General features: G+C 65.7%; 27 protein-coding genes and 2 tRNA genes. 18 read left to right on the forward strand and 11 right to left on the reverse strand.

Going from position 1 to position 24,192, the window contains the following annotated elements; genetic code table 11:
• Positions 1 to 42: 42 nt before the first annotated feature.
• A complete protein-coding gene (locus AB3G45_RS17095) occupies positions 43 to 1,443 on the reverse strand; it encodes a TolC family outer membrane protein (protein WP_367831696.1) in 1,401 nt (466 codons plus the stop codon).
• Between the two features lie 256 nt (positions 1,444 to 1,699).
• Positions 1,700 to 2,350: a protein-L-isoaspartate O-methyltransferase gene (locus AB3G45_RS17100; RefSeq protein WP_367833611.1), complete on the reverse strand. Its 651-nt coding sequence runs from the start codon at positions 2,348 to 2,350 to the stop codon at positions 1,700 to 1,702.
• Between the two features lie 367 nt (positions 2,351 to 2,717).
• Between AB3G45_RS17100 and exbB the strand changes: the two genes are divergently transcribed.
• The 4 genes from exbB (at position 2,718) to AB3G45_RS17120 (ending at position 4,811) form a co-directional block, all read left to right on the forward strand.
• Positions 2,718 to 3,701, forward strand: coding sequence for a tonB-system energizer ExbB (gene exbB / locus AB3G45_RS17105; protein ID WP_367833612.1), 984 nt, complete (start codon positions 2,718 to 2,720; stop codon positions 3,699 to 3,701).
• A gap of 4 nt (positions 3,702 to 3,705) precedes the next feature.
• The gene (gene exbD, locus AB3G45_RS17110; RefSeq protein WP_367831697.1) at positions 3,706 to 4,143 is read left to right on the forward strand and encodes a TonB system transport protein ExbD; all 438 of its coding nucleotides are present in this window, start codon (positions 3,706 to 3,708) and stop codon (positions 4,141 to 4,143) included.
• Positions 4,144 to 4,320: 177 nt separating this feature from the next.
• Positions 4,321 to 4,394 (forward strand) — tRNA-Cys (locus AB3G45_RS17115).
• Positions 4,395 to 4,532: 138 nt separating this feature from the next.
• Entirely contained in the window at positions 4,533 to 4,811 is a 279-nt protein-coding gene (locus AB3G45_RS17120) for a hypothetical protein (protein WP_367831698.1), read from the forward strand.
• 210 nt (positions 4,812 to 5,021) lie between these two features.
• Here the strand turns inward: AB3G45_RS17120 and AB3G45_RS17125 are convergent, their stop codons facing one another.
• Positions 5,022 to 5,498 carry a DUF2938 domain-containing protein gene (locus AB3G45_RS17125; protein WP_367831699.1) on the reverse strand — a complete coding sequence of 159 codons (477 nt, stop codon included), beginning with the start codon at positions 5,496 to 5,498 and terminating at the stop codon, positions 5,022 to 5,024.
• A 69-nt stretch (positions 5,499 to 5,567) separates the two neighbouring features.
• Positions 5,568 to 5,819 (reverse strand): hypothetical protein, encoded by a 252-nt coding sequence (locus AB3G45_RS17130; RefSeq protein WP_367831700.1) that lies wholly within the window; start codon positions 5,817 to 5,819, stop codon positions 5,568 to 5,570.
• A 185-nt stretch (positions 5,820 to 6,004) separates the two neighbouring features.
• On the opposite strand from AB3G45_RS17130, the gene AB3G45_RS17135 reads away from it, so the two are divergent.
• Positions 6,005 to 6,079 (forward strand) — tRNA-Asn (locus AB3G45_RS17135).
• A gap of 86 nt (positions 6,080 to 6,165) precedes the next feature.
• On the opposite strand, the gene AB3G45_RS17140 is transcribed toward AB3G45_RS17135, so the two are convergent.
• Positions 6,166 to 6,357 (reverse strand): hypothetical protein, encoded by a 192-nt coding sequence (locus tag AB3G45_RS17140; protein ID WP_367831701.1) that lies wholly within the window; start codon positions 6,355 to 6,357, stop codon positions 6,166 to 6,168.
• A 72-nt stretch (positions 6,358 to 6,429) separates the two neighbouring features.
• Positions 6,430 to 6,642 carry a hypothetical protein gene (locus tag AB3G45_RS17145; RefSeq protein ID WP_367831702.1) on the reverse strand — a complete coding sequence of 71 codons (213 nt, stop codon included), beginning with the start codon at positions 6,640 to 6,642 and terminating at the stop codon, positions 6,430 to 6,432.
• Positions 6,643 to 6,864: 222 nt separating this feature from the next.
• On the opposite strand from AB3G45_RS17145, the gene AB3G45_RS17150 reads away from it, so the two are divergent.
• The 8 genes from AB3G45_RS17150 (at position 6,865) to AB3G45_RS17185 (ending at position 14,047) form a co-directional block, all read left to right on the forward strand.
• Positions 6,865 to 8,130, forward strand: coding sequence for a class I SAM-dependent methyltransferase (locus tag AB3G45_RS17150; RefSeq protein ID WP_367831703.1), 1,266 nt, complete (start codon positions 6,865 to 6,867; stop codon positions 8,128 to 8,130).
• A gap of 125 nt (positions 8,131 to 8,255) precedes the next feature.
• Positions 8,256 to 9,296 (forward strand): cysteine synthase A, encoded by a 1,041-nt coding sequence (locus AB3G45_RS17155; protein ID WP_367831704.1) that lies wholly within the window; start codon positions 8,256 to 8,258, stop codon positions 9,294 to 9,296.
• Positions 9,297 to 9,301: 5 nt separating this feature from the next.
• The gene (locus tag AB3G45_RS17160; protein WP_367831705.1) at positions 9,302 to 10,039 is read left to right on the forward strand and encodes an alanyl-tRNA editing protein; all 738 of its coding nucleotides are present in this window, start codon (positions 9,302 to 9,304) and stop codon (positions 10,037 to 10,039) included.
• Positions 10,040 to 10,170: 131 nt separating this feature from the next.
• Positions 10,171 to 11,025 carry a 3-mercaptopyruvate sulfurtransferase gene (gene sseA, locus AB3G45_RS17165; RefSeq protein ID WP_367831706.1) on the forward strand — a complete coding sequence of 285 codons (855 nt, stop codon included), beginning with the start codon at positions 10,171 to 10,173 and terminating at the stop codon, positions 11,023 to 11,025.
• Positions 11,025 to 11,615 (forward strand): GNAT family N-acetyltransferase, encoded by a 591-nt coding sequence (locus AB3G45_RS17170; protein ID WP_367831707.1) that lies wholly within the window; start codon positions 11,025 to 11,027, stop codon positions 11,613 to 11,615. Before sseA ends, AB3G45_RS17170 begins: the two co-directional genes overlap by 1 nt.
• Before the next feature lie 100 nt (positions 11,616 to 11,715).
• A complete protein-coding gene (locus tag AB3G45_RS17175) occupies positions 11,716 to 12,276 on the forward strand; it encodes an OmpA family protein (protein WP_367831708.1) in 561 nt (186 codons plus the stop codon).
• 197 nt (positions 12,277 to 12,473) lie between these two features.
• Positions 12,474 to 13,508 (forward strand): phosphotransferase enzyme family protein, encoded by a 1,035-nt coding sequence (locus AB3G45_RS17180; RefSeq protein ID WP_367831709.1) that lies wholly within the window; start codon positions 12,474 to 12,476, stop codon positions 13,506 to 13,508.
• Positions 13,509 to 13,579: 71 nt separating this feature from the next.
• On the forward strand, positions 13,580 to 14,047 hold the full coding sequence (locus AB3G45_RS17185; RefSeq protein ID WP_367831710.1) for a DUF1203 domain-containing protein: 468 nt from the start codon (positions 13,580 to 13,582) through the stop codon (positions 14,045 to 14,047).
• Positions 14,048 to 14,100: 53 nt separating this feature from the next.
• Here AB3G45_RS17185 and ald read toward each other — a convergent pair whose 3' ends face one another.
• On the reverse strand, positions 14,101 to 15,219 hold the full coding sequence (gene ald, locus AB3G45_RS17190) for an alanine dehydrogenase (protein WP_367831711.1): 1,119 nt from the start codon (positions 15,217 to 15,219) through the stop codon (positions 14,101 to 14,103).
• Positions 15,220 to 15,383: 164 nt separating this feature from the next.
• On the opposite strand from ald, the gene AB3G45_RS17195 reads away from it, so the two are divergent.
• Positions 15,384 to 15,845, forward strand: coding sequence for an Lrp/AsnC family transcriptional regulator (locus AB3G45_RS17195; RefSeq protein WP_367831712.1), 462 nt, complete (start codon positions 15,384 to 15,386; stop codon positions 15,843 to 15,845).
• Here AB3G45_RS17195 and AB3G45_RS17200 read toward each other — a convergent pair.
• The 3 genes from AB3G45_RS17200 to ilvA form a co-directional block, all read right to left on the reverse strand.
• Positions 15,842 to 17,089: a diguanylate cyclase gene (locus AB3G45_RS17200; protein ID WP_367831713.1), complete on the reverse strand. Its 1,248-nt coding sequence runs from the start codon at positions 17,087 to 17,089 to the stop codon at positions 15,842 to 15,844. The genes AB3G45_RS17195 and AB3G45_RS17200 overlap by 4 nt on opposite strands.
• Positions 17,090 to 17,252: 163 nt before the next feature.
• Positions 17,253 to 17,567: an HlyU family transcriptional regulator gene (locus tag AB3G45_RS17205; protein WP_367831714.1), complete on the reverse strand. Its 315-nt coding sequence runs from the start codon at positions 17,565 to 17,567 to the stop codon at positions 17,253 to 17,255.
• A gap of 84 nt (positions 17,568 to 17,651) precedes the next feature.
• A complete protein-coding gene (ilvA, locus tag AB3G45_RS17210; protein ID WP_367831715.1) occupies positions 17,652 to 18,899 on the reverse strand; it encodes a threonine ammonia-lyase in 1,248 nt (415 codons plus the stop codon).
• A gap of 259 nt (positions 18,900 to 19,158) precedes the next feature.
• Here ilvA and AB3G45_RS17215 point away from each other — a divergent pair, with 259 nt between their 5' ends.
• From AB3G45_RS17215 to AB3G45_RS17230, 4 genes are all read left to right on the forward strand, one after another.
• Positions 19,159 to 20,613: a TrkH family potassium uptake protein gene (locus AB3G45_RS17215; protein ID WP_367831716.1), complete on the forward strand. Its 1,455-nt coding sequence runs from the start codon at positions 19,159 to 19,161 to the stop codon at positions 20,611 to 20,613.
• 108 nt (positions 20,614 to 20,721) lie between these two features.
• A complete protein-coding gene (locus AB3G45_RS17220; protein WP_367833613.1) occupies positions 20,722 to 21,273 on the forward strand; it encodes a hypothetical protein in 552 nt (183 codons plus the stop codon).
• 124 nt (positions 21,274 to 21,397) lie between these two features.
• Positions 21,398 to 22,042 (forward strand): DUF47 domain-containing protein, encoded by a 645-nt coding sequence (locus tag AB3G45_RS17225; protein ID WP_367831717.1) that lies wholly within the window; start codon positions 21,398 to 21,400, stop codon positions 22,040 to 22,042.
• Positions 22,042 to 23,049 (forward strand): anion permease, encoded by a 1,008-nt coding sequence (locus AB3G45_RS17230; protein WP_367831718.1) that lies wholly within the window; start codon positions 22,042 to 22,044, stop codon positions 23,047 to 23,049. The genes AB3G45_RS17225 and AB3G45_RS17230 overlap by 1 nt, the downstream gene beginning before the upstream one ends.
• 71 nt (positions 23,050 to 23,120) lie before the next feature.
• On the opposite strand, the gene AB3G45_RS17235 is transcribed toward AB3G45_RS17230, so the two are convergent.
• Positions 23,121 to 23,939 carry a hypothetical protein gene (locus tag AB3G45_RS17235; protein ID WP_367831719.1) on the reverse strand — a complete coding sequence of 273 codons (819 nt, stop codon included), beginning with the start codon at positions 23,937 to 23,939 and terminating at the stop codon, positions 23,121 to 23,123.
• Positions 23,940 to 24,192: the final 253 nt, after the last annotated feature.

The following is a 24,192-nucleotide window of genomic DNA, read 5'->3' on the forward strand; positions in this document are numbered from 1 at the left end:
CTCAGTGATGCACAGATTTGTTTGCCCTGCCAAGGGCAAGGCTCAGCGACCGTCGACGGTCCTCAGGCCGAACCACTTGTCCTTGACGGCCTCATAGTGCACTTCGGCGCGGTATTCGGCGACCTCCAGGCCCTGGCTGCGCACCGTCAGGCTGCCGGTGGCGGCAAGCAGCGAATAGCTCGCCACGACCGCGTTGCGCTGCACGGCGGCGAGGTCCTCCTGGGCTTCGAGCACGTTCTGCTGGGCGTTGAGCACGTCGAGCGTCGTGCGCTGGCCAACATTGCGCTCCTCGATCACGCCGTTCAGCGCCTGGTTGGCGGCGTCGATCTGCACCCGGATGGCCGAGATCGCGGCATTCGACGCCTCGTACTGGGCATGCGCGGCGGCGATGGTGCGCTGGACCTCCATGCGGGCGGAATCGACCTGCAACTGGCTTTCGCCGAGCCGCTCCTTCGCCTGGCGGATCTGGCCGTATTCGGCGCCGCCCTGATAGATCGGAACGGTCAGCCGGGCGGACACGGTGCCCTGAAGGCTGTCGCTCGGCCCGTCCTCGGTATTGACGGACTTGTAGACGCTGCCCTGCAGGGAGACCCCGGGCAGCATGGCGCCCTCCGCCTCCTTCACATTGAAGCCGGCGGCATCGACGCCGCGCATGGCGGCGAGGATGTTCGGGTTCTCGCGCATGCCCGTCGCCACCGCGTTGTCCAGCGAACTCGGCATCGCCTTCCTGGCCGTCGAAGGCTGCTTGATGCCCTTCGGCGTTTCGCCGACGATCTGGACATAGGTCGCCTCGCTCTGCTTGAGCGAGGAGATCGCGGCGGTCAGCTCCGCATTGGCCGAGGCAAGCTCCGCCTGGGACAGGCTGACATCCGTGCGCGTGCCCTCCCCGACGTTCAGGCGCGCATTCGCGGCGGCGACCTGCTCCTTGAGGAAGGCGATGTTCTTCTTGCGGATCGAGACGATCTGCTGGTCGCGGGCGATGTTCGAATAGGCCTCCACCGCGGCAAGCAGGATGGAGATCTCCTGGGCGCGCAGCGATTCGCGGTTCGCCAGGACATTCGCCTCCGCCGCCCTGACGCGGTTGAGCGTCTGGAACCCGTCGAAGACCTGCTGGCTGATCGTGATGCCGTAGCTGGAAGCGACGTAATCGGTCTGCCGGCCGGCGCGCTGCCCGAAAAGATTGGCCGGCGGCCGGACGTCGAGGTTCGTGCGGGTGCCTTCCACCTCCGCCACGCCCGTCACATGCGGCCGCATGCCGGACTTGGCGATCGTCACGTTCTCGTCGATGGCGCGCAGCGCGGCGCGGGCGGCGTTGAGGTCGGGATTGTTCTCGTAGGCCTTGGCCATGGCGCCGGCCAGCGTCTCGGCGAGCGCCGCCTGCGGCAGGGCGTGAAGGGCGGTTGCGAGCGCGAGCGCAAGGGCGGTTCGACGAAGAAGGGACACAGTACGAAACTCCGATCCTGGCCAGCCCGTCGCGGGAGCTGCCTTTACACACTTCTCACCGGCATGGAGCCGGGCACATCTCATCGGCATCGGTGGCCGGTGGCGGACAGGGCCGCGCCGCACGCGATAATGCCTCTTCGCCCATTCAGGAACAGTCGTCAGGCCCGTCAGGAAGGATTTGGTAACGACAATAGGGCAGGCCCGTTGCGAAAGTGCAACAAACGGGCCTGCCGGAACGCTGCGCGCGGGCGCTCACTCAGAAGACGAATTCCTTCGCCTTGCGGAAGCCCGGCAGCGGCTTGACGGCCGTGTTGAAGACGTTGCGCTCGGAAACGCGCCCGCCTTCCTTGATATAAAGACGCGCCTGCGAGGCGTTGCCGTAGCCCTCGACGACGACGAGGCGGCCGCCGTCGCGCAGCTGGGCGAAGAGCGCGGCCGGGACGAACTCCACCGCGCCATGCACGAAGACGACCTCATAGGGCGCTTCCGGCGCGTAGCCGGCTTCCAGATCGCCGGTGACGACGGCGACATTGTCATAGCCGAGGCGGGCGAGCGTCTCCGTCGCGTTCGCGGCGAGGGCGGCATCGCTTTCCAGCGCCACGACGGAGCTGGCCAGGCGCGAGACGACCGCCGAGGCGTAGCCGGTGCCGCAGCCGACCTCCAGCACGACGTCGGTGCCGGCGATCTCGGCAAGCTGGATCAGCTTGGCCAGCGGCGACGGCTCCATGAGGTAGCGGCCGGGGGCGATCTGGATATCGTCGTCGATATAGGCGAGCGGCTTGACCGCCGCGGGCACGAATTCTTCGCGCGCGACGGTCAGGAAGGCGTCGAGCACCTCGTGCGCCGTCACGTCCGTCGTACGGATCTGGTTGTCCACCATCTTCGTGCGCGCTGCTTTGTAGTCAATCATCTCTAGCCCTGTGAATAAGCGGCAGACCGCGGCACGAAGGCCCGGTTGCTATGCCGGATGCGTCGCAATTCTCTTAGAGCGGTTTCGGCCCGGGTGTCCATAGGCGCCGATCGTCTGCGCGCAAAAACCGCGTCCGCCCGGCTCCGCCCCGATGGCCCGCGGGAATTTCCGGGGTTTATCATGAACAAATTACTCAACATATTATTGCCTGCTCCCGGCAAAATGTCGTATTGAGCGGTCAGGTTTTCGCGGCGCCCCGCGGCCCCACCATCCCCGTTTTCCCGAACGGGCACCGTATAATTGAGACATGCAAGAGGAATACGCCGTGCTGAAACGGTCTCGACTGCTATTCGCGATCATCCTGATGGCGCTCGCCACCCCGCCGGCCGTGCTGGCGCAGACCCAGGACATCCAGGGCCAGACCCCGGGAACCTCCACCCAGGCGGACGGCCAGCCGGAAGCCGGGCAGTCCGGCGGCGGCGCGACGACGACCACGGACACGACGTCCCGGCCCGTGACGGGCGATACCGACGCCGAAACCGACCAGATGGCCATCGACGAAGAGGCGACCGAACTCGACGCGGTCGATGACGCCGGCGTGCGGCAGGCCGGCCTGCCGCACGACCTGTCCCCCTGGGGCATGTTCATGGCCGCCGACATCGTCGTCAAGGGCGTGATGATCGGCCTCGCCTTCGCCTCCGTCGTCACCTGGGCCGTGCTTCTCGCCAAGCTGGTCGAGCTCGCCGCAGCGCAGCGCTCCGCCAGCCGCGCCGTGCGGCAGCTCAACGCCGCCCGCGGCCTCGATGACGGCGAGCGGGCGCTCGGCCGCAACCGCGGCACCGTCGCGCGCATGACACGCGCAGCGCGCGAGGAAATGGACGCCTCCGAGGCCGTGCTCGACCACGTCTCGGACGGCGGCGTGAAGGAGCGCATCTCCTCCCGCCTCACCCGCATGGAGGTCCATGCCGGCCGCCGCATCGCCAAGGGAACCGGCCTTCTCGCCACCATCGGCTCCACCGCCCCCTTCGTCGGCCTGTTCGGCACCGTCTGGGGCATCATGAACTCGTTCATCGGCATCTCAAAGGCGCAGACCACGAACCTTGCCATCGTCGCCCCCGGCATCGCCGAGGCGCTGCTGGCGACCGCCATCGGCCTCGTCGCCGCCATTCCCGCCGTCGTGATCTACAATTTCCTGGCCCGCGCCATCACCGGCTACCGCCAGAACCTCGCCGACGCCTCGGCCGCCATCGAGCGGCTGGCCAGCCGCGACCTCGACGTTCGCCGCTCGCTGCGCCACGGCGCGCCGCGCAGCGAACGGGCCGCCGGTTCCGTCGTGAAGATCGGGTGAGGCCATGGCGAGCAAGATCAAGGAAGGCGGCGGCGACGACCTGGAGGAGAACAGCGAGATCAACGTGACGCCGTTCATCGACGTCATGCTGGTGCTGCTCATCATCTTCATGGTGGCCGCCCCGCTCGCCACGGTCGACATCAATGTCGACCTGCCCTCCTCCGTCGCCCAGCCGACGCCGCGCGAGGACAAGCCGGTCTTCATGACGCTGAAGAAGGACCTGACGGTCTCGATCGGCAACGGCGAGATCGCCCGCGACAATTTCGGCCCGGAACTCGACGCGGTGACGGACGGCAACAAGGAGGCCCGCATCCTGCTGCGCGCCGACAAGGCCGTCGACTACGGCAATGTCATGGATGTGATGAACCTCCTGCGCGGCGCTGGCTACGGCAAGATCGCCCTCGTGGGCCTCGAAGGCGGCGCCCCGGCGCAGCAGCAATAAAATGCCCGGCGCGCCTGCGGGCGCGCCGCCCTGCCCCGGCGGCACTTGCGGACGCGACCGCACGCTTCGAACATGTCCGCCCGGATGAAAAAAACGGCATGTTCGGCATAAGCCCCTTGCGCCCTTTCTCAATTCGTTCTAAACGCCCGGCACCACACGCTTTATAGCAAAACGGATGGCCTCGTGGCGGAGTGGTGACGCAGAGGACTGCAAATCCTTGCACCCGAGTTCGATTCTCGGCGAGGCCTCCACTTCCGCCCTTTCGACGATCTACCCTCTTGATTTTATTCCCCAATATCCCAGCTATGATGGGACGCGCCCTCACGCGCGCCGCCGAAGCCGGGTTTCCGGCGGACGGCGGGTGCACGCGGGATCAACAGGAGAGTCCGATGCCCAGTCTCAAAGCCCTCGCGGCCATCGCCTTTGCCTTTGGCTTGGCAGGCTGCACCGCCGCATCCGCCGTGGAACCGATACCGGGGAGCATCATCTACAAGGGCCAGCCAAGGACGAAACTGACGAAGGCGCCGATCGGCAGCACGTTCGAGCACCACTTCCGCGATCAGTTCGGCGATGACTATATGGAAGTCTACCGGATCACGCCGGACCGGTCCCTGGAACTCATTTCCCGGCGCCGGATCGACATCGTCGACTTCGGCCGCGCACGATAGACGGTTCCCGCTCCGCCAAATCGCCGCGCGGCTAGACGAACGCACCGCAACCTGTCAGAAGCGACACGGGGCGCGACTGCCGATAGTTTTAGATCGGGGTCGGGCGACCGATTGACGTCACGTCGCTGCCGCGAGACCACGCCGGCCGCCCCACGCCATCCGCGATAACGACCGATCGCCCGGGCCGCCGCTTCGATCCGGCGCCTGCCCCTACCGCAGCAGCAATGCCGTTCCGTAGAGCCCCAGCGCGAACACCGTATGCGCCACCAGATTGAGGAACCGTACCGTGTTGGCATTCGGCAGCTTCGAGGCCGCAACGCCGATGCCGAGGCCGGGCTGGAGCAGGAACCAGCCGGCGCCGACCGTAACGATGCCGAGGATCCAGGCCGGCAGGAAGGTCGGCGCGGCGAACCAGGCGCGTCCGACGATCAGCGCCAAAACCACGCCATAAAGGATGCCGACGGCATAGTGGCCGATCCAGCCGAGCGCGCGTTCGCCCGCATAGGGTTGCGCCGTGCCTATGTCGTCATGAAAGACGGTGCCGTTCTTCAGATGCCAGAACCAGCGGCCGACCGGCGCCCAGTTCGGCCGCGCCTGACCGAGGACCTTCCAGAGGAAGATCGCCCACAGGTCCATCAGCACGGTGGCGCCGGTGCCGATCGCCACGCCCTTCAACAGCAATTCCATATGATCCCCTCGCCCCAAGCGTTGCCGGCACGGTTAGAGCAGGTCCGCCGGGACGATGCAATCAGCCGGTCAGCGCGCCTTGCGGCTCGCCCACCAGACGGCGAGGCGGCGGCGCTGGCGGCGCACGAAGGCGGAATCGTGCGAAAGCACCAGAAGGCCGAGCGGCACCATCCAGAATCCGAGCACCGGCAGGAAGCCGAGAAGGCCGCCGACGACGAGAAGGACGCCGATCGTGGTGCGCATCCAGCGCGATTCCGGCAGTTTCATGCGGAAGGAGCCGATGACGATCTCCCGCGTGCGGGGATCTATCCCGAAATGCATATTTGTTTTCCGCCTCGCCATCCGCCGTCCATTTCGCGCAAACGCCTGGTTTTCCAAGGCGCGTCCCTCTCCCAGTTGGAGACTTCTCCACAATCAATCAAGCCTCGTGCATTTTTTTGTCAAAAAGCGCTTGGCAAATCGATCAGGCGTTTGTATTACGCGCTCACTCCGCGGCGAGCGGATGATCCCTGGTAGCTCAGCGGTAGAGCATTCGACTGTTAATCGACAGGTCGCCGGTTCGAATCCGGCCCGGGGAGCCAGATTCTTGAAGGGCTGCGCTGAATAGCGCGGCCCTTCTGCTTTTCAGCCATTGAACCATTTTTGCCTTGAACCGAACGGTTTGCGGCTAGCCTCGAACGACGGGCGGGCGCTTCGTGTTCATCTGGAGTTCGTGGCGGCTGGCGAAGCGGCCGAAGAGCATGAGGAGCTTGCGCTCCTCGGCCTTGTCCAGGCCGTTCCTGCGGCAATGCGCGATGACGTCGAGGACGCGGCGGGTCTGGCGGGGGCTGAACTGGCGATTGTCGATATGGTGCGTCATCGGATCCTCCGTTCGATGGTCGAACGGAGGAGGAATGCGGCGGGCGGGGTCTTGTTCCCTCCGCCCTTCCTGTCAGGCCACCATTCCGGCGCCGGACTGGCCGGCCTTGCGGGAAAGGCCATAGTCCCTCTCCGCATGCGTGCGGCGGAAGGCCTGGCTGCGGTCGCGCGGCGGGGCCGAAGGGTCGGCAAGCGGCGTTCCGACCGCGCCGTCCGGATAGGTGCCGGTTGCGATATCGTCCTCGGGCCTGGCCGGGTTCACCTGAAAAAATCCGAAAAGCATCATGGTATCTCCAGTTTCCCTGCAAACGGCCCGGCAGGACTTGCGTTCCCGCCAGCGCCGCATAGACGCAAAATTAACCATGCTTCCTAACAGTCCGTTAAAACCCGGCACGTTTGCCGCGCCCCCGGGCCGATTTTCGATCCGCCCTGTCAGGATTTGCGTCTTGGCGTTCGCCGTCATTGACGATAGCCTTCACCCAACGTCGGGTTGGCAGAGGGGCAATCGATGACGACTGAAATGATTTCAGAAAAGGCATTTTCAGACCACGATGCACTGACGGAGGCCAATTTCGCCGAACGCACGAAACGCCTGCCCCTGCGCGCCAAAATGGTGTTGCGGGGCCTCCTCGGCCTGGAGGTCGGCGCGCTCGCCATGAGCGTGCCGGACGGGCGGACCTTCGCGATCTGCGGCAAGGCACCCGGCCCCTGCGCCACCGTCCGGCTCAAGAACTGGAATCTCGTCCACCGCGCCGTCAGCGCCGGTACGATCGGCGTCGCGGAAAGCTACATGGACGGCGACTGGGAGAGCCCGGATGCCGGCGCCTTCCTCGAACTCTTCCTCGTCAATACGAGTGTCGGCCGGACCTATACCAACGGCCCGCGCGGCCTCTTCCTTCTTGTGGAGAAATTCCGCCACTGGCTGAACGCCAACACCCGCCGCGGCTCGAAGCGCAACATCTCGGCGCATTACGATCTCGGCAACGAGTTCTATTCGCAGTGGCTCGACCCGACGATGACCTATTCCTCCGCGCTCTACTCGCGCGGGGCGAACGACCTCACCTCCGCGCAGGTGGCGAAATACCGCGCGCTGGCCGAGGCGACCGGCATCGGCCCGAACGACCATGTGCTGGAAATCGGCTGCGGCTGGGGCGGCTTTGCGGAATTCGCCGCCGGCGAGATCGGCTGCAAGGTGACGGGCCTGACGATCAGCCGCCAGCAGTTCGCCTTCGCGCGCGAGCGCATGGCCAAGGCCGGCCTTGCCGACCGGGTCGAGTTGAAGTTCCAGGACTACCGCGACGAGACCGGCACCTATGACCGAATCGTCTCCATCGAGATGTTCGAGGCGGTCGGCGAGCGCTACTGGCCGGCCTATTTCGCCAAGCTCAGCGAATGCCTGAAGCCGGGTGGCCGGGCCGGGCTGCAGATCATCACCATCCTGCAGGAGGCCTATGCCGAGTACCGGGCCAATCCGGATTTCATCCAGAAATACGTCTTTCCCGGCGGCATGCTGCCGACCCGCGAGCATCTCGCCTCGCTCGGCCGGCAGGTCGGGCTTTCGACCGCCTCCGACATCGGCTTCGGCCATGATTATGCCCGCACGCTCGCCGAATGGCGCCACCGCTTCTGGGCCGCCTGGGAGCGCATCGTGCCGCTCGGCTTCGACGAACGCTTCCGCAAGCTCTGGGAGTTCTACTTCTATTATTGCGAGGCGGGTTTCAGGGCGCGCAACATCGACGTTCGCCAGGTCGTCTACACGCGTCCCCTCGCCTGACGGTCGGAGATGGAAAAAATCCCTCTGGAAGCACGTTCCATGGGAACACGATTTCTTGCAAACCGCCGCTCGTCGGCCGAAAAGACGCTTTCCAATCTAGGCAGATAACGCGAGGCTCGGGTTCCATGGCAATTCTTCCGTCCGTTCTGGATGCAATCGGCAACACGCCGCTGATCCGGCTCAAGGGGGCGTCCGAGGCGACGGGCTGCGAAATCCTCGGCAAGGCGGAGTTCCTGAACCCCGGCCAGTCGGTCAAGGACCGCGCGGCGCTCTCGATCATCCGCGCGGCGGAGCGTTCCGGCGCCCTGCGGCCTGGCGGCGTCATCGTCGAGGGCACGGCGGGCAATACGGGCATCGGCCTCGCCCTCGTCGCGCAGGCGCTCGGCTATCGCACCGTCATCGTCATCCCGGAAACCCAGAGCCAGGAGAAGAAGGACGCGCTGCGGCTGCTCGGCGCCGAACTGGTCGAGGTGCCGGCCGTTCCCTACAAGAACCCGAACAACTACGTAAAACTCTCCGGCCGCCTTGCCGAGCAACTCGCGAAGACCGAGCCGAACGGCGCGATCTGGGCGAACCAGTTCGACAATGTCGCCAACCGCGACGCCCATATCGAGACGACGGCACCGGAGATCTGGCGCGACACGGACGGCAAGGTCGACGGCTTCGTCTCGGCGGTCGGCTCGGGCGGCACGCTTGCCGGTGTTGCGGCCGGCCTCAAGGCGAAGAACCCCAACATCAAGATCGCCCTTGCCGACCCGGACGGCGCGGCCCTCTACAACTATTATGCGCATGGCGAGCTGAAATCTTCCGGCAGTTCCATCACCGAGGGCATCGGCCAGGGCCGCATCACGGCCAATCTCGAAGGTTTTACGCCCGACTATTCCTACCAGATCCCCGATTCGGAGGCCGTTCCGCTGGTCTTCGACCTGATCGAGAAGGAAGGCATCGCCGTCGGCGGCTCCTCGGGCATCAACATCGCCGGCGCGATCCGGCTTGCCCGCGACCTCGGCCCCGGCCACACGATCGTGACGATCCTGTGCGACTATGCTAACCGCTACCAGTCGAAACTCTTCAACGCGGACTTCCTCGATTCGAAGGGCCTGCCCGTTCCGGGATGGCTGAAGGCGAAATCGGCGGTCAAGGTCCCCTACCAGCCGGTCGAATAGGTCCCATGTCCCTTCCCACCACTGCCCTCTTCCGCGACGATTTCTATCTTTCGACGAACGAGGCGGTGGTGACGGCGGTGCACCAGGACGGCGGCATCGAGCTCGACCAGACCTGTTTCTACGCGACGTCGGGCGGCCAGCCCGGCGACACCGGCTTCCTGGAGCGCGCCGACGGCTCGCGCATTACGCTCGGCCCGGCGGTGACGGGCGCGACCAAGGACATCATCCTCCATCGCCCGCTGGACGGCGAGGCGCTGCCGCTCGTCGGCGAGACGATCGTCGCCCATATCGACTGGGCGCGCCGCTACAAGCTGATGCGCATGCACACCGCCTGCCACCTGCTCTCCGTCGTCTGCCCCTACCCGATTACCGGTGCGGCCGTCGGCGAGGACGACAGCCGCGTCGACTTCGACATGACGGAAACGATCGACAAGGACGAGGTGACGGCGAAGCTGATGGCGCTCGTTGCCGAAAACCACCCGATCTTCGTGCAATGGATCACCGACGCGGAGCTTGCCGCCAATCCCGGCATCATCAAATCGAAGAACGTGCGCCCGCCGTTGGGCCTCGGCCGGGTCAGCCTGGTGTGCATCGGCGAGAACTCCGCCATCGACAGCCAGCCCTGCGGCGGCACCCATGTCTCCGAAACCCAGGAAGTGGGCGCCATCCACATCGCCAAGATCGAGAAGAAGGGCAAGGAGAACCGCCGGTTCCGCATCCGATTCGGGACGCCGGAGGCCTGAGGCCTGAGGCCTGACGGGTAGGCTCCGGGCGAAAATCGATCTAGGATATTTTCCAGCATATTCAGTTTATTGCAGTGCCCCTCGCGCAGAGCGCACCTTCCGGGCGCTGCCGGCCTGACAGGGAGAAGACCATGTCCAACGACAAGAGCCGGTTCGTCGTCTCGGCGGATTTCGTGGAAAAGCAGCTCGGCGCACCGGAATTCCGCATCGTCGATGCCGCCTGGTATCTTCCCGCGCAAAACCGCAACGGCGCGGCCGAATATGCCGAAGGCCACATTCCCGGCGCCGTGTTCTTCGACCAGGACGTGATCGCCGATCATTCCGGCTCGTTGCCGCACACCGTGCCCTCCCCGGAAGTCTTCGCCGCCGAAGTCGGCAAGCTCGGCATTTCGGATACGGACACCATCGTCGTCTATGACGGCCCCGGCATCTTCACCGCGCCGCGCGTCTGGTGGCTGTTGCGCACCATGGGCGCGAAGAACGTCTTCGTGCTGGACGGCGGCCTCGACGGGTGGAAGAAGGAGGGCCGGCCGCTTGAGACCGACCTGCCGGAACCGGCGCCGGCCGTCTTCCACACCAATTTCAATCCCTATGCCGTCACCTCCTTGGAGGAGATGCGCGGCATCGTGACGACCGGGGCACGGCAGATCGCCGATGCGCGCGGCGCCGGCCGCTTCACCGGCCAGGAGGCCGAGCCGCGCGCCGGCATGCGCTCCGGCCACATGCCGGGCGCAAGAAGCATGCCGTCCGGCACCTTCTCCGACGGCGGCCGCTTCAAGGATCTTTCCGCCCTCCGCCGGCATTTCGAGGAGAGCGGCATCGATCTTTCCAAGCCGGTCGTCACGACCTGCGGCTCGGGCATCACCGCCGCCATCATCACGCTGGCCCTCCATTCGCTCGGCCATGAGGACAACACGCTCTATGACGGCTCCTGGTCCGAATGGGGCGGTCGGGACGACACGCCCGTGGCGACGGGGAAAGACTGATGGCGAAGAAAGCCCGGCCCGCACCGATCGCGGTGCATGTCACCACGCTGGAAATGACCGCGCCGCCGAAGCAGAGCCTGCCGGTGCCGGTCAACGTGCACACCGCCATCCTCAGCGCGCCCGACATCCCGCTCGCCTTCTACCGCTTCCTCTACCGGCAGGTCGGCGGGCGCTGGCACTGGGTCGACCGGCTGCGCATGGACGACGAGACGCTGGCCGCCACGCTGCACGACAAGCGCAACAGCGTGACGGTGCTCTACGTGAACGGCGCGCCCGCCGGCTTCTTCGAACTCCTGCAGGTGGACGACACGGTGGTCGAGCTCTCCCATTTCGGCCTGTTCGAGCGGGCGCTCGGCCTCGGTATCGGCAAATGGTTCCTGCTCCAGACGCTCTATGCCGCCTGGGCGCTCGGCCCCACGCGCGTGACGGTCGATACCAACAATCTCGACCATCCGCGGGCGCTGCAACTCTACCAGATGTTCGGCTTCTCGCCGGTCGGCACGCGCGATACAGAACTCGTGCCCCTGTCGGATGCCGAACTCCTGGCGCTCGCCAAGCGCGACTGCCTTTTGCCCGGCGAAGCGCGTTAACCACCCTGAACGGAACCTAAAGGGCAGGTTCAGGTGCGCTTCAGATCGGCTGTGGCACTTTCACGCCAACAGACGATCAATCGAGCAAGGAAACACCGCCATGCAACGCCGCGCCTTTCTGACCGCATTCGCCACCGCCCTCGCCGTTCCCGCCTTTTCGGGTTTCGCCGTCGCACAGGAGACCCCCTCCTCGGAGATCATCCTGCGCCGGCTCGATGCGGCGCCCGCACGGCGCCTGCGCGAAGAGGAACGGGTGACGGTGCGCGAGTTCAAGCGCCGGCCGGACCTGCGCGGCGCCGCGCCCTCGATCAACATCCAGTCGATCAACTTCGCCTTCGGCTCCGCGGATATCCCGCGCTCGGAATACAGCAAGGTGCGCCAGATCGCCCGCGCCCTGGAGCAGCTCATCAACCGCCGCCGCCGCGCCGTCTTCCTGATCGAGGGCCATACGGACGCCGTCGGTTCGGCCGCCTCCAACCAGGTCCTGTCGGAACGCCGCGCCGAATCGCTGAAGCGGCTGCTCGTGCAGGAGTTCGGCATCCCCGCCCGCGCCCTAGAGACGGTCGGCTACGGCGAGGATTACCTGCTCGTCCAGACGCTGAGCGAAGAATGGCGCAACCGCCGCGTGACGCTGCGCCGCATCGACGAATTCGTGCGCTGAAGCCGTTCGAAGCAGGCGAAATCACCGCGGGCCGGCCCTTCCGGCGCCGCGGTGATGGTTTTGCGAGCACCGAACAATCGGCCAATTCGCCGCTGGAAACCATGTCATAGCTGTGCCATATGACTGTCACACGCAGTTCCGGAGGCGATGGATCGGTGGACGGATCGATCGGCAGACAAACGGAATTTCTCGCTCGCATGGACAGCCGCACGCCCGACCTTCGCGATTTGCTCAGCAAGCGGGTGCGCATCCTGCACACGAAGCGACGCCTCAGCATCCAGAAGCGCATCGTGGTGTTCGAAGAGCAGGCCTATGTGCTGCATTTCTTCCTGCGCAAGTCGACGAAGGACCGGTTCGAGGCGGCGGTGCGCAAGCTCCAGGACGCCGGCATTTCCGCCCAGCATGTCTGTGCCGGCACCCGCTCGCGGCGCGACGCCCTGCGGGCCGGCGGCCACTGGCTGGCGCTCTCCTTCCTGCCGGGCACGCCGCTGACGCGCAAGGCCCATCCGCAGGCGCTCGCCGCGCTCGGCGGAACGCTGGCGAAGCTGAACGCCATCGAGGGCGCCGCATCCGGCGCGCTCTTCGAGCGGCGGCGGCCCGTGCTGCCGCACGAGGCCTATCTTTCCCGCGAAGTGCAGGCCCATACGCAAGAGGAGCGGCGCTGGATCGAGGAGAGCCTTGCCCGCATGCGCCGCCTGCCCGCCAACCAGCTCACCCACGGCGATCTCTACGGCAGCAACATCATCGAGCAGGACGACCATGCGATCGGCCTCATCGACTACGAGCTGATGACCTATGACGTGTCGGGCATCGAGCTTGCCGCCACCTTAATGCGCCCCTTCTGTCGCCAGGGCGCGCAGCGGCGGGGCCTGCTGCAGGGCTATCTCGCCGCCTGCCCCGCCGCCCTCGCCGATATCTGGCAGCGCCACGCGGCGGATCTCGTCTTCACGGCCGCCACGCGTCTGCTTGCCGCGCGGCAAAGACGCATCCGCCACCTTGTCATCCGCGACCGCCTGCTGGCGGCCGGCGAGCGCGTGCTGCCGCCCGCCATTCGCAAGCGGGTGACGGAGCGGCGCGCCGCCATCGCCAGGAACATCGCCTCCGCGGGGGAGAACGAGGCCTATTACCGGCATATCGCTAGGACGATGGTCGGCCTCTGCCTCGCCGATCCGGCGATCGATCCCGTGCGCCTTCTGGAACAGTGCGACAAGCGCTTCCGCAAGCCGGGCTGACGCGCAAGAAACGGGTGTCGCGGCCGCGGCAGGAACGGGAAGATGCGGGCCCGCCAACCGGAGTCCCCGCCATGCCGATCCGCTTCCTGCCCCTGCCGACCGAAACCGCCGCCGCCTACTGGACCGGCGGCAGGGACGCCTACGGCCTTGTTCCCGAGCGCCACGTCTCCGACGGCACCGGCGTGCCCTGCCGCCATTGCCTGCGGCTTGTCGGCGCGGGCGATCCCTATCTCATCCTTGCGCACCGCCCCTTCCCGGCCGTGCAGCCCTATGCGGAAACCGGGCCGATCTTCCTGCACGCCGAGCCCTGCGAGGCCCATGAGCCTTCACAAAGCCTGCCGCCGATGCTGGACAGCCGCGACTACATCGTGCGCGGCTATTCGACGGAGAACCGCATCCTCTACGGCACCGGCGCCGTGGTGCCGACGCCCGACATTCCGGGCTATGCCGCAACGCTGCTGGCGCGGGAGGACGTCGCCTATCTGCACATCCGCTCGGCCCGCAACAACTGCTACCAATGCCGCGTCGAGCGGGCATGAAAAAGGCCCGGATCGCTCCGGGCCTTTCCTTTCCTGTCCTGCCGTGGCCCCGGTCAGGCGACGTTCAGCACCGCTTCGGGCGCACAGGCCTCGTAGCCGAGCGCGTCGGCGACCGGGCGGTTCGTCACGCGGCCCTTGTGCACGTTGAGGCCGGCGCGCAGGTGCCGGTCCTCGGCGATCGCCTTCAGGCCCTTGTCGGCAAGCTGCAGGCCGTAATGCAGCGTCGCGTTGTTCAGGGCATGGGCCGAGGTGACCGGCACGGCGCCCGGCATGTTGGCGACGCAATAGTGCACCACGCCGTCGACCTCGTAGGTCGGGTCGGAATGGGTCGTGGCATGCGAGGTCTCGAAGCAGCCGCCCTGGTCGATGGCGACGTCGACGATGACGGCGCCCTTCTTCATGCCCGAGAGCATTTCGCGGGTGACGAGTTTCGGCGCCGCGGCACCGGGGATCAGCACCGCGCCGATGACGAGATCGGCGGAGAAGACTTCTTCCTCCAGCGCGTCGATCGTCGAATAGCGCGTGTGGATCCGTCCGCCGAAAAGATCGTCGAGCTGGCGCAGGCGCGGGATCGAGCGGTCGAGGATCGACACGTCCGCGCCAAGGCCCGCGGCCATCTTCGCCGCGTGCAGGCCGACGACGCCGCCGCCGATGATCGCGACCTTGGCCGGCAGCACGCCCGGCACGCCGCCGAGCAGGATGCCGCGGCCGCCATTGGCCTTCTGCAAGGCCGTCGCGCCCGCCTGGATGGAAAGCCGGCCGGCGACCTCGGACATCGGCGCGAGCAGCGGCAGGCCGCCGCGCTCGTCCGTCACCGTCTCATAGGCGATGGCGGTGACGCCGGAGGCGAGCAGACCCTTGGTCTGGTCCGGATCGGGCGCAAGATGCAGATAGGTGTAGAGGATCTGTCCGTCACGGAGCTGCGCCCATTCGGCGGGCTGCGGTTCCTTGACCTTCACCACCATGTCGCACTTCTGGAAGATATCTGCGGCGGTGGCGGCGATCTTCGCGCCGGCGGCGCGATAGGCGTCATCGTCTGCGCCGATGCCGGCGCCGGCCTTGGTCTCGACGAGAACCTCGTGGCCGTGGGCCACATATTCACGCACGGCACCGGGCGTCAGACCCACCCGATATTCATGATTCTTGATTTCCTTCGGACAACCGACACGCATGCGCGTTCCTTTCCCAGTGGGTTCCCGTTTTCATTGCCGCCGCTCTGGGCGGGGATCATCATGGAAGCAGAGGACGGACGCAATGTCCTTGCAAAGCCGGTTTGCGAAATGCTCGCGTGTCGAATATTCTCCGAATATCAGCAGAATTTTCGAAGGAAATTCGAATGACGCATCTGGATGCAATCGATGCTGCGATCCTCAAAGTGATTCAACAGAACGGACGGATCTCCAACGCGCAGCTTGCCGAGCGGGTCGGCCTGTCGCCCTCGGCCTGCTCGCGCCGCCTCGATATCCTGGAAAAATCCGGCACCGTCACCGGCTACCATGCCCGCATCTCGCCCAAGGCGCTCGACTACAAGATGATCGCCATCGTGCACATCTCGCTGTCCGGCCAGTTCGCCAAGACGCTCGCGGAATTCGAGGCGGCGGTGAAGCTCTGTCCCAATGTGCTGGTCTGCTACCTGATGTCGGGCGAATACGACTACATCCTGCGCGTCGCCGCCAAGGACCTGGAGGACTACGAGCGCATCCACCGCGACTGGCTGTCGGCGCTGCCCCATGTGGTGAAGATCAATTCGAGCTTCGCGCTGCGCGAGGTCATCGACCGGCCGAATGTCGGGGTCTAGCTGGAAATAACCCGGTTGCGCCCGGCATCCTTGGCCGCATAGAGCCGCGCATCGGCGGCAGAGAGCAGCGCGTTCAGCGTCGTGCCGTCGCTGTAGCTGTTGGCGACGCCGATGCTGACGGTCATCGGCACGCCGTCCGGCCGGCGGATCTCGGCCTCGACGGTCCGGCGCAGCCTTTCCGCCCGCTCGGCGCCGGCCGGCGGGGAGAGATCCTCGCAGATCACCACGAACTCCTCGCCGCCGAAGCGGAACAGCCGGTCGCCGGGGCGCAGGGTCCGCTGCAGGCAGGCCGCGGTATCCTTCAGCACGCCGTCGCCGGCAAGATGCCCGAAGCCGTCGTTGACGTCCTTGAAATGGTCGGCGTCGATGATCATCAGCGCCATCGGCTTGCCGCCCGCCAGCATGGCCGACAGCATGCGCGGCGCCTCGAATTCGAGACGGCTGCGGTCATAGACGCCGGTCAGCGCGTCGCGGCCCGAGCGATCGAGCAGGTCTTCGTAGCGCTCGCGGAAGGTGAGATCGGCGAAGATATCCGAGATCGGCCGCGGCGAAACGGGAATGGCCGAAATGCGCGAATAGTGCAGATAGACGGTGATGAGGACGGCATAGGCGCACGCCGCCATCATCTTGGCGATCCAGCCGCCCCAGAAAACCGCGGTGGGCGCGCCGTTCAGGAAATGCAGCGCGGCGAAGAAGCCGACCTGGTCGAAGGTGAGCACGGCAACCCCGGAAACGAAGAAGCGCATGGCGGTGCTTTTCCGGAAGACCCGGCCGAGCCGCTCGTACAGCAGAATGATCGCCAGCGAATCAAGATAGAGCAGCGTCGTGCCCCACAGCATCAGCCAGCCCATCTCGTCGATGAAGGCGAGATCGGCGATGCGGCCGGGCACCACGCCGATGGTCTGGTGATGGCGCAGGAAGAAGCCGAGGCCGACCGTCAGGAAATTGCCGGCGAGCAGGCCGTAGATCGGCGCGCGCACCACGGAGGCATCCTCCTTCACATAGAGAAGGAGGATCATCATCAGCTTGCCGGAGAACAGCACCGAGGAGCCGGGCGAAATGACGCCGAAGGGCAGCTCGATATAGAAGACCGCGGCGAGGTAGGTCTCGAGGAAATGCATGACGCCGAGCGCGGCGATGAACATGCCGATGCCCAATTGGTGGCGCAGGTGGAGAAGACCCACCATGAAGACGAAGTAGAACCCGGCCTCGATGAGAAGCAGAATCAGGTTTTCAGTGCCCATGGCCGGTCCGCAGCATCTTCGACTGTCCGGCAGCTAAGCGCAGCGGGAGAGTCGCAACAAGTTGTTTTCCCGCGGATACAGGCAATCGCGCCGGTTCTCCAGCGCCTTCGTGCAATCGGGAACCACTTTTTGCGCGGGGCGGGCAAAAACCCGCCCGGGACCGTCAGACCTGCCGGCTCTCCACGCCGTCGCCGAAGAGCGAGGCGCCGTGCTGGTCGGCGATCTGCCTGGCCTTGCGGAAGGTCGCGGCGACCGTGTCGTCGCGCGAGGAGAACAGATCGGCGCGGATGAAGCTGCGGGTCAGCACCCGCTCGCCGTCCCGCTTCTCGATCCGGCCGGCAAGGCGATACTGCCCGCCTTCCGCAATGGGAGCCGCAACGAGGGTGAGGTCGTTGTAAGCCTCGGTTTCCTCCGCGATTTTCGCGGGAGCCGCCGAGTCGCCGCCGCGACCGAAGAGTTTTGAAAAGAACGATGCCATGGCCGATTGCTAACACAGGCCGCGGCGCGCTCCAAGGGGAGAGCTGTGGATAGCCCCGCCGCGAGGCGGCGGGGCAAGGCCATGCTAGATGACGAGATTAGCCAGAATCTCGTTTTCCGTGATGTCCTGGTAGCGCAGGCTCGCCCCGTCGAAGGCCTTCTTCAGCGCGGCGAAATTCTCCGGCGCCTTCGTCTCGATGCCGATGAGGATCGAGCCGAAGTTGCGGGCGGATTTCTTGAGGTACTCGAAGCGGGCGATGTCGTCGTCCGGGCCGAGCAGGTTGAGGACATCGCGCAGCGCGCCGGGGCGCTGGGCAAGGCGCAGGATGAAGTATTTCTTCAGCCCCGCATGGCGCATGGCGCGTTCCTTGACGTCCGGCAGGCGCTCGAAGTCGAAATTGCCGCCGGAAACGACGGCGACGACCGTCTTGCCCTCCAGCGCCTCGCGGCCGAGCGCATCGAGCGCCGTCAGCGACAGGGCGCCGGCCGGCTCCAGCACCACGCCCTCGACATTCAGCATGTCGACCATGGTCACGCAGATCGCGTTTTCCGACAGCAGCATCACCTGGTCGGCGGAAAAGCGGCTGAGCGCGGCGAAATTGAGTGCGCCGATCTGGCCGACCGCGGCCCCGTCGACGAAATTGTCGACCTGGTCGAGCGTCACCACCGCGCCGCTCTCCAGGCTGCGCCTGAGGCTCGGCGCGCCCGCCGGCTCGCAGAAGATAAAACTCGACGGGCCGATCCTGCCGTCGAGATAGCCCGTTATGCCCGAGGCGAGGCCGCCGCCGCCGACCGGCAGCACGACGAGGTCCGGCAGCTTGCCGTCGGGAAGCTGCGCGACGAATTCCGCCGCCACCGTCGCCTGTCCCTCGATGATGTCGGCATGGTCGAAGGGCGGCACCATCAGCGCGCCGGTCGCCGCCGCGTGGTCGCGGGCGGCCGCATAGCACTGGTCGAAGAAGTCGCCGACGAGCCGGATCGTCACGAAGTCGCCGCCGAACATGCGCGTCTTGTCGATCTTCTGCTGCGGCGTCGTCACCGGCATGAAGACCACGCCCGGCACGCCGAAATGGCGGCAGACGAAGGCGAAGCCCTGCGCGTGGTTGCCGGCCGAGGCGCACACGAAGCTGCGCGCGCCGGCCGGATCGGCGAGAACCTTGCGGAAGAAGTTGAACGCGCCGCGGATCTTGTAGGAGCGCACCGGCGAAAGGTCTTCGCGCTTGAGGTAGATTTCCGCGCCGTAGCGGGCGGAAAGGTGTTCGTTCAACTGGAGCGGCGTTTCGGGGAAGAGGCCGCGCAGGGCCTCCATGGCCGTGTCGACGTCGGATGTCATGCTCTGGTCCGTGTTCGATGGATTGGGTTCAGGAAACTGCGTATCCCGCCCTGGGGCAAGGACAGAGGCAGGCAGGGCCGGTCATTCTTCAAACCTTTCCGATGCCGCGCGGCCGCATCCGCCCCGAAGCGGAACCGGTCCGGACCGCGACGGACGACCGTCGCGGCCGTCCTTGAGTTTGGACGATGCAAAGGCTATGGCATATCGACGCGACGGTTACCACCCGCCCTGGCCGCCATGGCCGCTTCGAGACCCGAACTTGAACGCCACCATCTTCCGATCCGCCATCAATATCGCAGCGATCAGCGGGATCTATCTCTCCGTGGCGATGCTAATCCCGGCCATCATCGACGTCTATTACGGACATCCCGATTCGGAGGTCTTCTTCTTCTCCGCCTTCATGGCTGGCGGCCTGTCGCTGACGACGGCCGCGGCCACGCGCGCCGGCCCGCCGCCGTTCAACAAGCGCATGGGCTTTCTCGTCGTCAACATGCTCTGGCTTTCCGGCAGCATCATCGGCGCCATTCCGCTCTGGCTGTCCTCGCTGAACCTCACCTTCGCGCAGGCCTTCTTCGAATCGGTCTCGGCGATCAGCACGACGGGCTCGACCGTCATAACCGGCCTCGACGACGCGCCGCCGGGCGTGCTCATGTGGCGCTCGCTGCTGCACTGGCTCGGCGGCGTCGGCATTCTCGCGCTCGGCCTCTTCGTCATGCCCTACCTGCGCGTCGGCGGCCTGTCCTTCTTCAAGCTCGAATCCTCCGATACGACCGACAAGCCCTTCGCCCGCATCGCCAGCTACACCCGCGCCTTCCTCGCCCTTTATGTCGGCATCACGCTTTTGTGCGCCGTCGTCTACGCCGCGCTCGGCATGAGCCGCTTCGACGCGCTGAACCACGCCATGTCGACGGTGGCGACCGGCGGGCTCTCGACGCACGACGCCTCCTTCGGCTATTTCAGGAGCCTGCCGCTCCTGTGGAGCGCCACCTTCTTCATGACGCTCTCCAGCCTGCCCTTCTCGCTGCTCATCCTCTTCGTCGTGCGCGGGCGGCTCGATGCGTGGCGCGACCCGCAGATCCGCGTCTTCCTCGGCTATCTCGCGCTCTTCGCCGTCGCGGCGAGCGTGTTCCAGCGGCTGGAGAACGGCGTCAACTTCCACGAGGCGCTGGCCCATTCCTTCTTCACCGTGGCATCCATCCTGTCGACGACGGGCTTTGCCAGCGACGACTATACGCAATGGGGCCATTTCATCGTGGCGCTCGCCTTCGTCGCCACCTTCATGGGCGGCTGTTCGGGCTCGACGTCCGGGGGCCTCAAGGCCTATCGCCTGATCATCCTGTTCAATTTCATCCGCACCGGCCTCTACCGGCTGATCTATCCGGACGGCATCCATGCCGTGCGCTACGGCTCCATGACCGTCGACGCCGATTTCCAGCGCAGCGTCTTCCTGTTCTTCATCACCTATGTCGCGATCTCGGCGCTCGGGGCGATCCTGCTCGGCCTGATGGGCTACGACGTCCTGACGGCGATCTCGGCCGCTGCCACCTCGCTGTCGAATGTCGGCCCCGGCGTCACGCAGGCGATCGGGCCGGCCGGCACCTTCGCCGGTTTCCACGACGCGGCGCTCTACGTGCTCTCCCTCCTGATGCTGCTCGGCCGTCTCGAAATCCTGACCGTGCTCGTCATCCTGACCCCGCTCTTCTGGAAGAGCTGATTGCGGGCGACGCGGACGGCGTTCTTGACTGTTGCCATGCTTCTTCGCATCCTGCCGACCAACCGGCTGGAGGAAGACGGAATGTTCGTGTCGAAGTCCCTGTTGCGAATGGCCTTTATCGCCGCGCTCGCGCCCACGTTCGCCCTTGCCGGCCCGCTTGCGGACGCGGCCAGGAAGGCGGAGGAGCAGGCGGCTGCCGGCGACACGGTCGGCGCGCACACCACGATCCGCGACGCCTTCGGCGCCTTCGCCGCCACGCTGCCCTTCTCGATCGGCAAGGCCGTGTTCGTCTCGGCGGCGCCGGAAGGCTACGGCATGTATGCGGTGCGGCCGGAGGCAAGCTTCAAGGCCGGCGAGGCGCTGATCTCCTATGTCGAGCCGGTCGGCCTCACCTGGCGGCCGGCCGACGGCGGACTGCTCGAATCGCATTTCACCGTCGACCTGGAACTGCTCGACCCGAAGGGCACGGTGCTGGCCGAGCAGAAGGCCTTCGGCTCCTTCGACTTCAAGGGCAGCGTGCGCAACCAGGAGGTCTTCGCCAAGCTGACGCTCAATCTCAGCGGCCCGCCGGCCGGCGACTATGTGCTGCGCTATCGCTTCCGCGATGCGGCAAGCGGGGCGGTCGCGATCAGCGAGCAGCCCTTCAAGATCGTTCCCTGAGCGGGCCGCGGCCCGTTTACCGCAACTGCAACAGAATTGTGACAAGCGCGAATCAGCGCTTTTCAGCGGATAGGCGGTCAATTATGACAGCGGCATGACAACCCCAGCCACGTAAGGGGCACCCATGCTTTCGCTGTTTCGCAAACTCATGCCGCGCGAGGATCGTTTCTTCGATCTCTTCGAGCAACATTCCCGCACCGTCGTCGGCGCCGCCGAGGCGCTCCAGGCGCTCCTTGCCGGCGGGCCGGAGATGGAAAGACACTGCAACCGCATCGTCGAACTGGAAGACAAGGCCGACGACATCACGCGGGAAGTGCTGCTCGCCGTGCGCCGCAGCTTCATCACCCCCTTCGACCGCGGCGACATCAAGGACCTGATCCAGTCGATGGACGACGCCATCGACATGATGCACAAGACGGTCAAGACCATCCGCCTCTACGAGCAGACGAGCTTCCAGCCCGGCATGCAGGAGATGGGCGAGGTCATCGTCAAGGCCGCCCATCTCGTCGCCGAGGCCATTCCGCTGCTCGACAAGGTGGGCGTGCATGCCGGCCGCCTCAGCGCGATCGCCGAGGAGGTCACCCGCGTCGAGGGCCGCTCGGACGAATTGCACGACCAGGGCCTGAAGGACCTCTTCCGGCAATATGGCAAGACCGACCCGATGGCCTATATCATCGGCAGCGAGATCTATGGCGAACTGGAGAAGGTCGTCGACCGTTTCGAGGACGTCGCCAATGAAATCAGCGGTATCGTGATCGAGAACGTCTGATGGACGCCTCCCTCGCCTTCCCGCTGCTCGTCGGCCTCGTCGGCATCGCGCTGCTGTTCGATTTCCTGAACGGCCTGCACGATGCGGCGAACTCGATCGCCACGATCGTCTCGACGCGCGTGCTGCGCCCGCAATATGCCGTCATGTGGGCGGCTTTCTTCAATTTCATCGCCTTCCTGTTCTTCGGCCTGCATGTCGCCGAGACGCTCGGCAAGGGCATCATCGATCCCGGCATCGTCAGCCCGCTCGTCATCTTCGCGGCGCTGATGGGCGCGATCATCTGGAACGTCGTCACCTGGATCTTCGGCATCCCCTCCTCCTCCTCGCACGCCCTCATCGGCGGCCTGGTGGGCGCGGGCCTTGCCAAGGCGGGCTTCGACGCCGTCGTGTGGGGCGGCCTCATCAAGACGGCGAGCGCCATCTTCCTGTCGCCCGCCTTCGGCTTCCTGCTCGCGCTGATCCTCGTGCTCGTCGTCTCCTGGCTCTTCGTGCGCCAGACGCCGTTTGCCGTCGACCGCACCTTCCGCGTCATGCAGTTCGTCTCGGCCTCGCTCTATTCGCTCGGCCACGGCGGCAACGACGCGCAGAAGACCATGGGCATCATCGCCGTGCTGCTCTATTCGCAGGGCTATCTCGGCGGGGAGTTTTATGTCCCCTTCTGGGTGGTCATCACCTGCCAGGCGGCCATGGCGCTCGGCACGCTGATGGGTGGCTGGCGCATCGTGCACACGATGGGCTCCAAGATCACCCGCCTCAATCCGATGCAGGGCTTCTGCGCGGAAACCGGCGGGGCGATCACCCTCTTCGCCGCCACCTGGCTCGGCATCCCGGTCTCCACCACGCACACGATCACCGGCGCGATCATCGGCGTCGGCGCCGCGCGGCGCGTCACGGCCGTGCGCTGGGGCATCGCCGGCAACATCGTCGTCGCCTGGATCGTCACGCTGCCGTCCGCCGCCGCGATCTCCGCCCTCTTCTACCTCGTCATCGACGCCATCGCCGGTTGAGGTGACCGCAAACGGAAACGGCGGAAGCGCTGCCGCTTCCGCCGTTTTTCGTCACGTCGTCTCAAGCCGGCTCAGAAGAGGTCCGGCACATGCTTGACCGCGTGGACCGCGTGGCCGTGGTCCTGCGAGGCGAGGAAGTCGAACGCGTCGGATCGCGTCGCGCCCGAGGCATCGTCGATGGCGAAGGGCCGCGCGGCAAAGCCCGCATCGCCGTGATCGCTGCCGGCCGCCGCCATCTTCTTGAACACGAAGGCGTCGGCGCCGCCGTGATCGTCGTCCGCCAATTCGCCGGCCTTCTTCTTCACGCCGGTGAACTTCAGCTGGAGCTTGCTGAAGAGTTCGGCGGTCTTGGCCGATTCGAAAAGATACTTGTCGCTCTTGTCGTAATAGGTGCCGTAGGACTTGAGGTTCAGCTTGGCGGTGCCGATCACGTCGCCGTCGCCGTCCACGGCCTTGAACGTCACCACGTCGCCGGAAATCTTCGTCGAGGTGATGGTCATCTTCTCGGTGCCGAGGGCATAGACCATCTTGAACTTGCTGAAATCGCCGTCCTTTTCGAGGTTCAGGCTGTAGTTAATCTTGGTCTTGAAGCTGTCGGTATAGGTCGCCTTGATGGTGACGCCGGCCTTCGTCTGCGCGGTGGAATAGGCGAGCGTGCTGCTGTAGCCTTCGCCCTGCATCTTCACCGACAGGCTCGTCGTCGTCTTGCCCACCTTCATCAGGATGCTGGTGGTGCTGTCGCCGAAGCTGCTGTCGATCTCCACGGTCGCCTTCAGCGTCGTGGAGGTCAGGCTGTACTTGGTCAGCTTGACGGTGAAATCGCCGACACCGTTCAGCGAACCGTAGGTCTTCTGCAGATAGGCTTTCGTCAGGTACTTCGGAAATTTCATGAGCGCCCCCCAAGGTGCTTCAGGTTGAAACATCGGGCGCTAAAAAAGCGAAAGTTTTCTCAACTGGCAAGAGAGCCACTTCCGATTGTGTTTCGCCGGCGTAGACGGAAGCGGCATGTGTTGCAGGGCCGGCACATTCCGGGCAGGGACCGGTGGAAAAGCATCGTCGACACCAGCCGGCGGCGGCCGAAATCCACCCGTGCGAACGGCGAATCATCCTTTCGGCACCGGGCGACTGTCCCGGCGGAACTGG

The organism is Shinella sp. S4-D37 (assembly GCF_040812195.1).
Taxonomy (GTDB): domain Bacteria; phylum Pseudomonadota; class Alphaproteobacteria; order Rhizobiales; family Rhizobiaceae; genus Shinella.

What these genes read in the sequence shown, in the direction of transcription:
- AB3G45_RS17235 (WP_367831719.1), bottom strand. Translation starts at nt 23,939, where the DNA reads ATGAAATTTCCGAAGTACCTGACGAAAGCCTATCTGCAGAAGACCTAC.
- AB3G45_RS17170 (WP_367831707.1), top strand. Translation starts at nt 11,025, where the DNA reads ATGGCGAAGAAAGCCCGGCCCGCACCGATCGCGGTGCATGTCACCACG.
- AB3G45_RS17180 (WP_367831709.1), top strand. Translation starts at nt 12,474, where the DNA reads ATGGACAGCCGCACGCCCGACCTTCGCGATTTGCTCAGCAAGCGGGTG.
- AB3G45_RS17220 (WP_367833613.1), top strand. Translation starts at nt 20,722, where the DNA reads ATGGCCTTTATCGCCGCGCTCGCGCCCACGTTCGCCCTTGCCGGCCCG.
- AB3G45_RS17195 (WP_367831712.1), top strand. Translation starts at nt 15,384, where the DNA reads ATGACGCATCTGGATGCAATCGATGCTGCGATCCTCAAAGTGATTCAA.
- exbB (WP_367833612.1), top strand. Translation starts at nt 2,718, where the DNA reads ATGGCGCTCGCCACCCCGCCGGCCGTGCTGGCGCAGACCCAGGACATC.
- AB3G45_RS17200 (WP_367831713.1), bottom strand. Translation starts at nt 17,089, where the DNA reads ATGGGCACTGAAAACCTGATTCTGCTTCTCATCGAGGCCGGGTTCTAC.
- AB3G45_RS17125 (WP_367831699.1), bottom strand. Translation starts at nt 5,498, where the DNA reads ATGGAATTGCTGTTGAAGGGCGTGGCGATCGGCACCGGCGCCACCGTG.
- ilvA (WP_367831715.1), bottom strand. Translation starts at nt 18,899, where the DNA reads ATGACATCCGACGTCGACACGGCCATGGAGGCCCTGCGCGGCCTCTTC.
- AB3G45_RS17120 (WP_367831698.1), top strand. Translation starts at nt 4,533, where the DNA reads ATGCCCAGTCTCAAAGCCCTCGCGGCCATCGCCTTTGCCTTTGGCTTG.
- AB3G45_RS17185 (WP_367831710.1), top strand. Translation starts at nt 13,580, where the DNA reads ATGCCGATCCGCTTCCTGCCCCTGCCGACCGAAACCGCCGCCGCCTAC.
- AB3G45_RS17160 (WP_367831705.1), top strand. Translation starts at nt 9,302, where the DNA reads ATGTCCCTTCCCACCACTGCCCTCTTCCGCGACGATTTCTATCTTTCG.
- AB3G45_RS17150 (WP_367831703.1), top strand. Translation starts at nt 6,865, where the DNA reads ATGACGACTGAAATGATTTCAGAAAAGGCATTTTCAGACCACGATGCA.
- sseA (WP_367831706.1), top strand. Translation starts at nt 10,171, where the DNA reads ATGTCCAACGACAAGAGCCGGTTCGTCGTCTCGGCGGATTTCGTGGAA.
- AB3G45_RS17155 (WP_367831704.1), top strand. Translation starts at nt 8,256, where the DNA reads ATGGCAATTCTTCCGTCCGTTCTGGATGCAATCGGCAACACGCCGCTG.
- AB3G45_RS17175 (WP_367831708.1), top strand. Translation starts at nt 11,716, where the DNA reads ATGCAACGCCGCGCCTTTCTGACCGCATTCGCCACCGCCCTCGCCGTT.
- exbD (WP_367831697.1), top strand. Translation starts at nt 3,706, where the DNA reads ATGGCGAGCAAGATCAAGGAAGGCGGCGGCGACGACCTGGAGGAGAAC.
- AB3G45_RS17130 (WP_367831700.1), bottom strand. Translation starts at nt 5,819, where the DNA reads ATGCATTTCGGGATAGATCCCCGCACGCGGGAGATCGTCATCGGCTCC.
- AB3G45_RS17145 (WP_367831702.1), bottom strand. Translation starts at nt 6,642, where the DNA reads ATGATGCTTTTCGGATTTTTTCAGGTGAACCCGGCCAGGCCCGAGGAC.
- AB3G45_RS17225 (WP_367831717.1), top strand. Translation starts at nt 21,398, where the DNA reads ATGCTTTCGCTGTTTCGCAAACTCATGCCGCGCGAGGATCGTTTCTTC.
- AB3G45_RS17140 (WP_367831701.1), bottom strand. Translation starts at nt 6,357, where the DNA reads ATGACGCACCATATCGACAATCGCCAGTTCAGCCCCCGCCAGACCCGC.
- ald (WP_367831711.1), bottom strand. Translation starts at nt 15,219, where the DNA reads ATGCGTGTCGGTTGTCCGAAGGAAATCAAGAATCATGAATATCGGGTG.
- AB3G45_RS17205 (WP_367831714.1), bottom strand. Translation starts at nt 17,567, where the DNA reads ATGGCATCGTTCTTTTCAAAACTCTTCGGTCGCGGCGGCGACTCGGCG.
- AB3G45_RS17230 (WP_367831718.1), top strand. Translation starts at nt 22,042, where the DNA reads ATGGACGCCTCCCTCGCCTTCCCGCTGCTCGTCGGCCTCGTCGGCATC.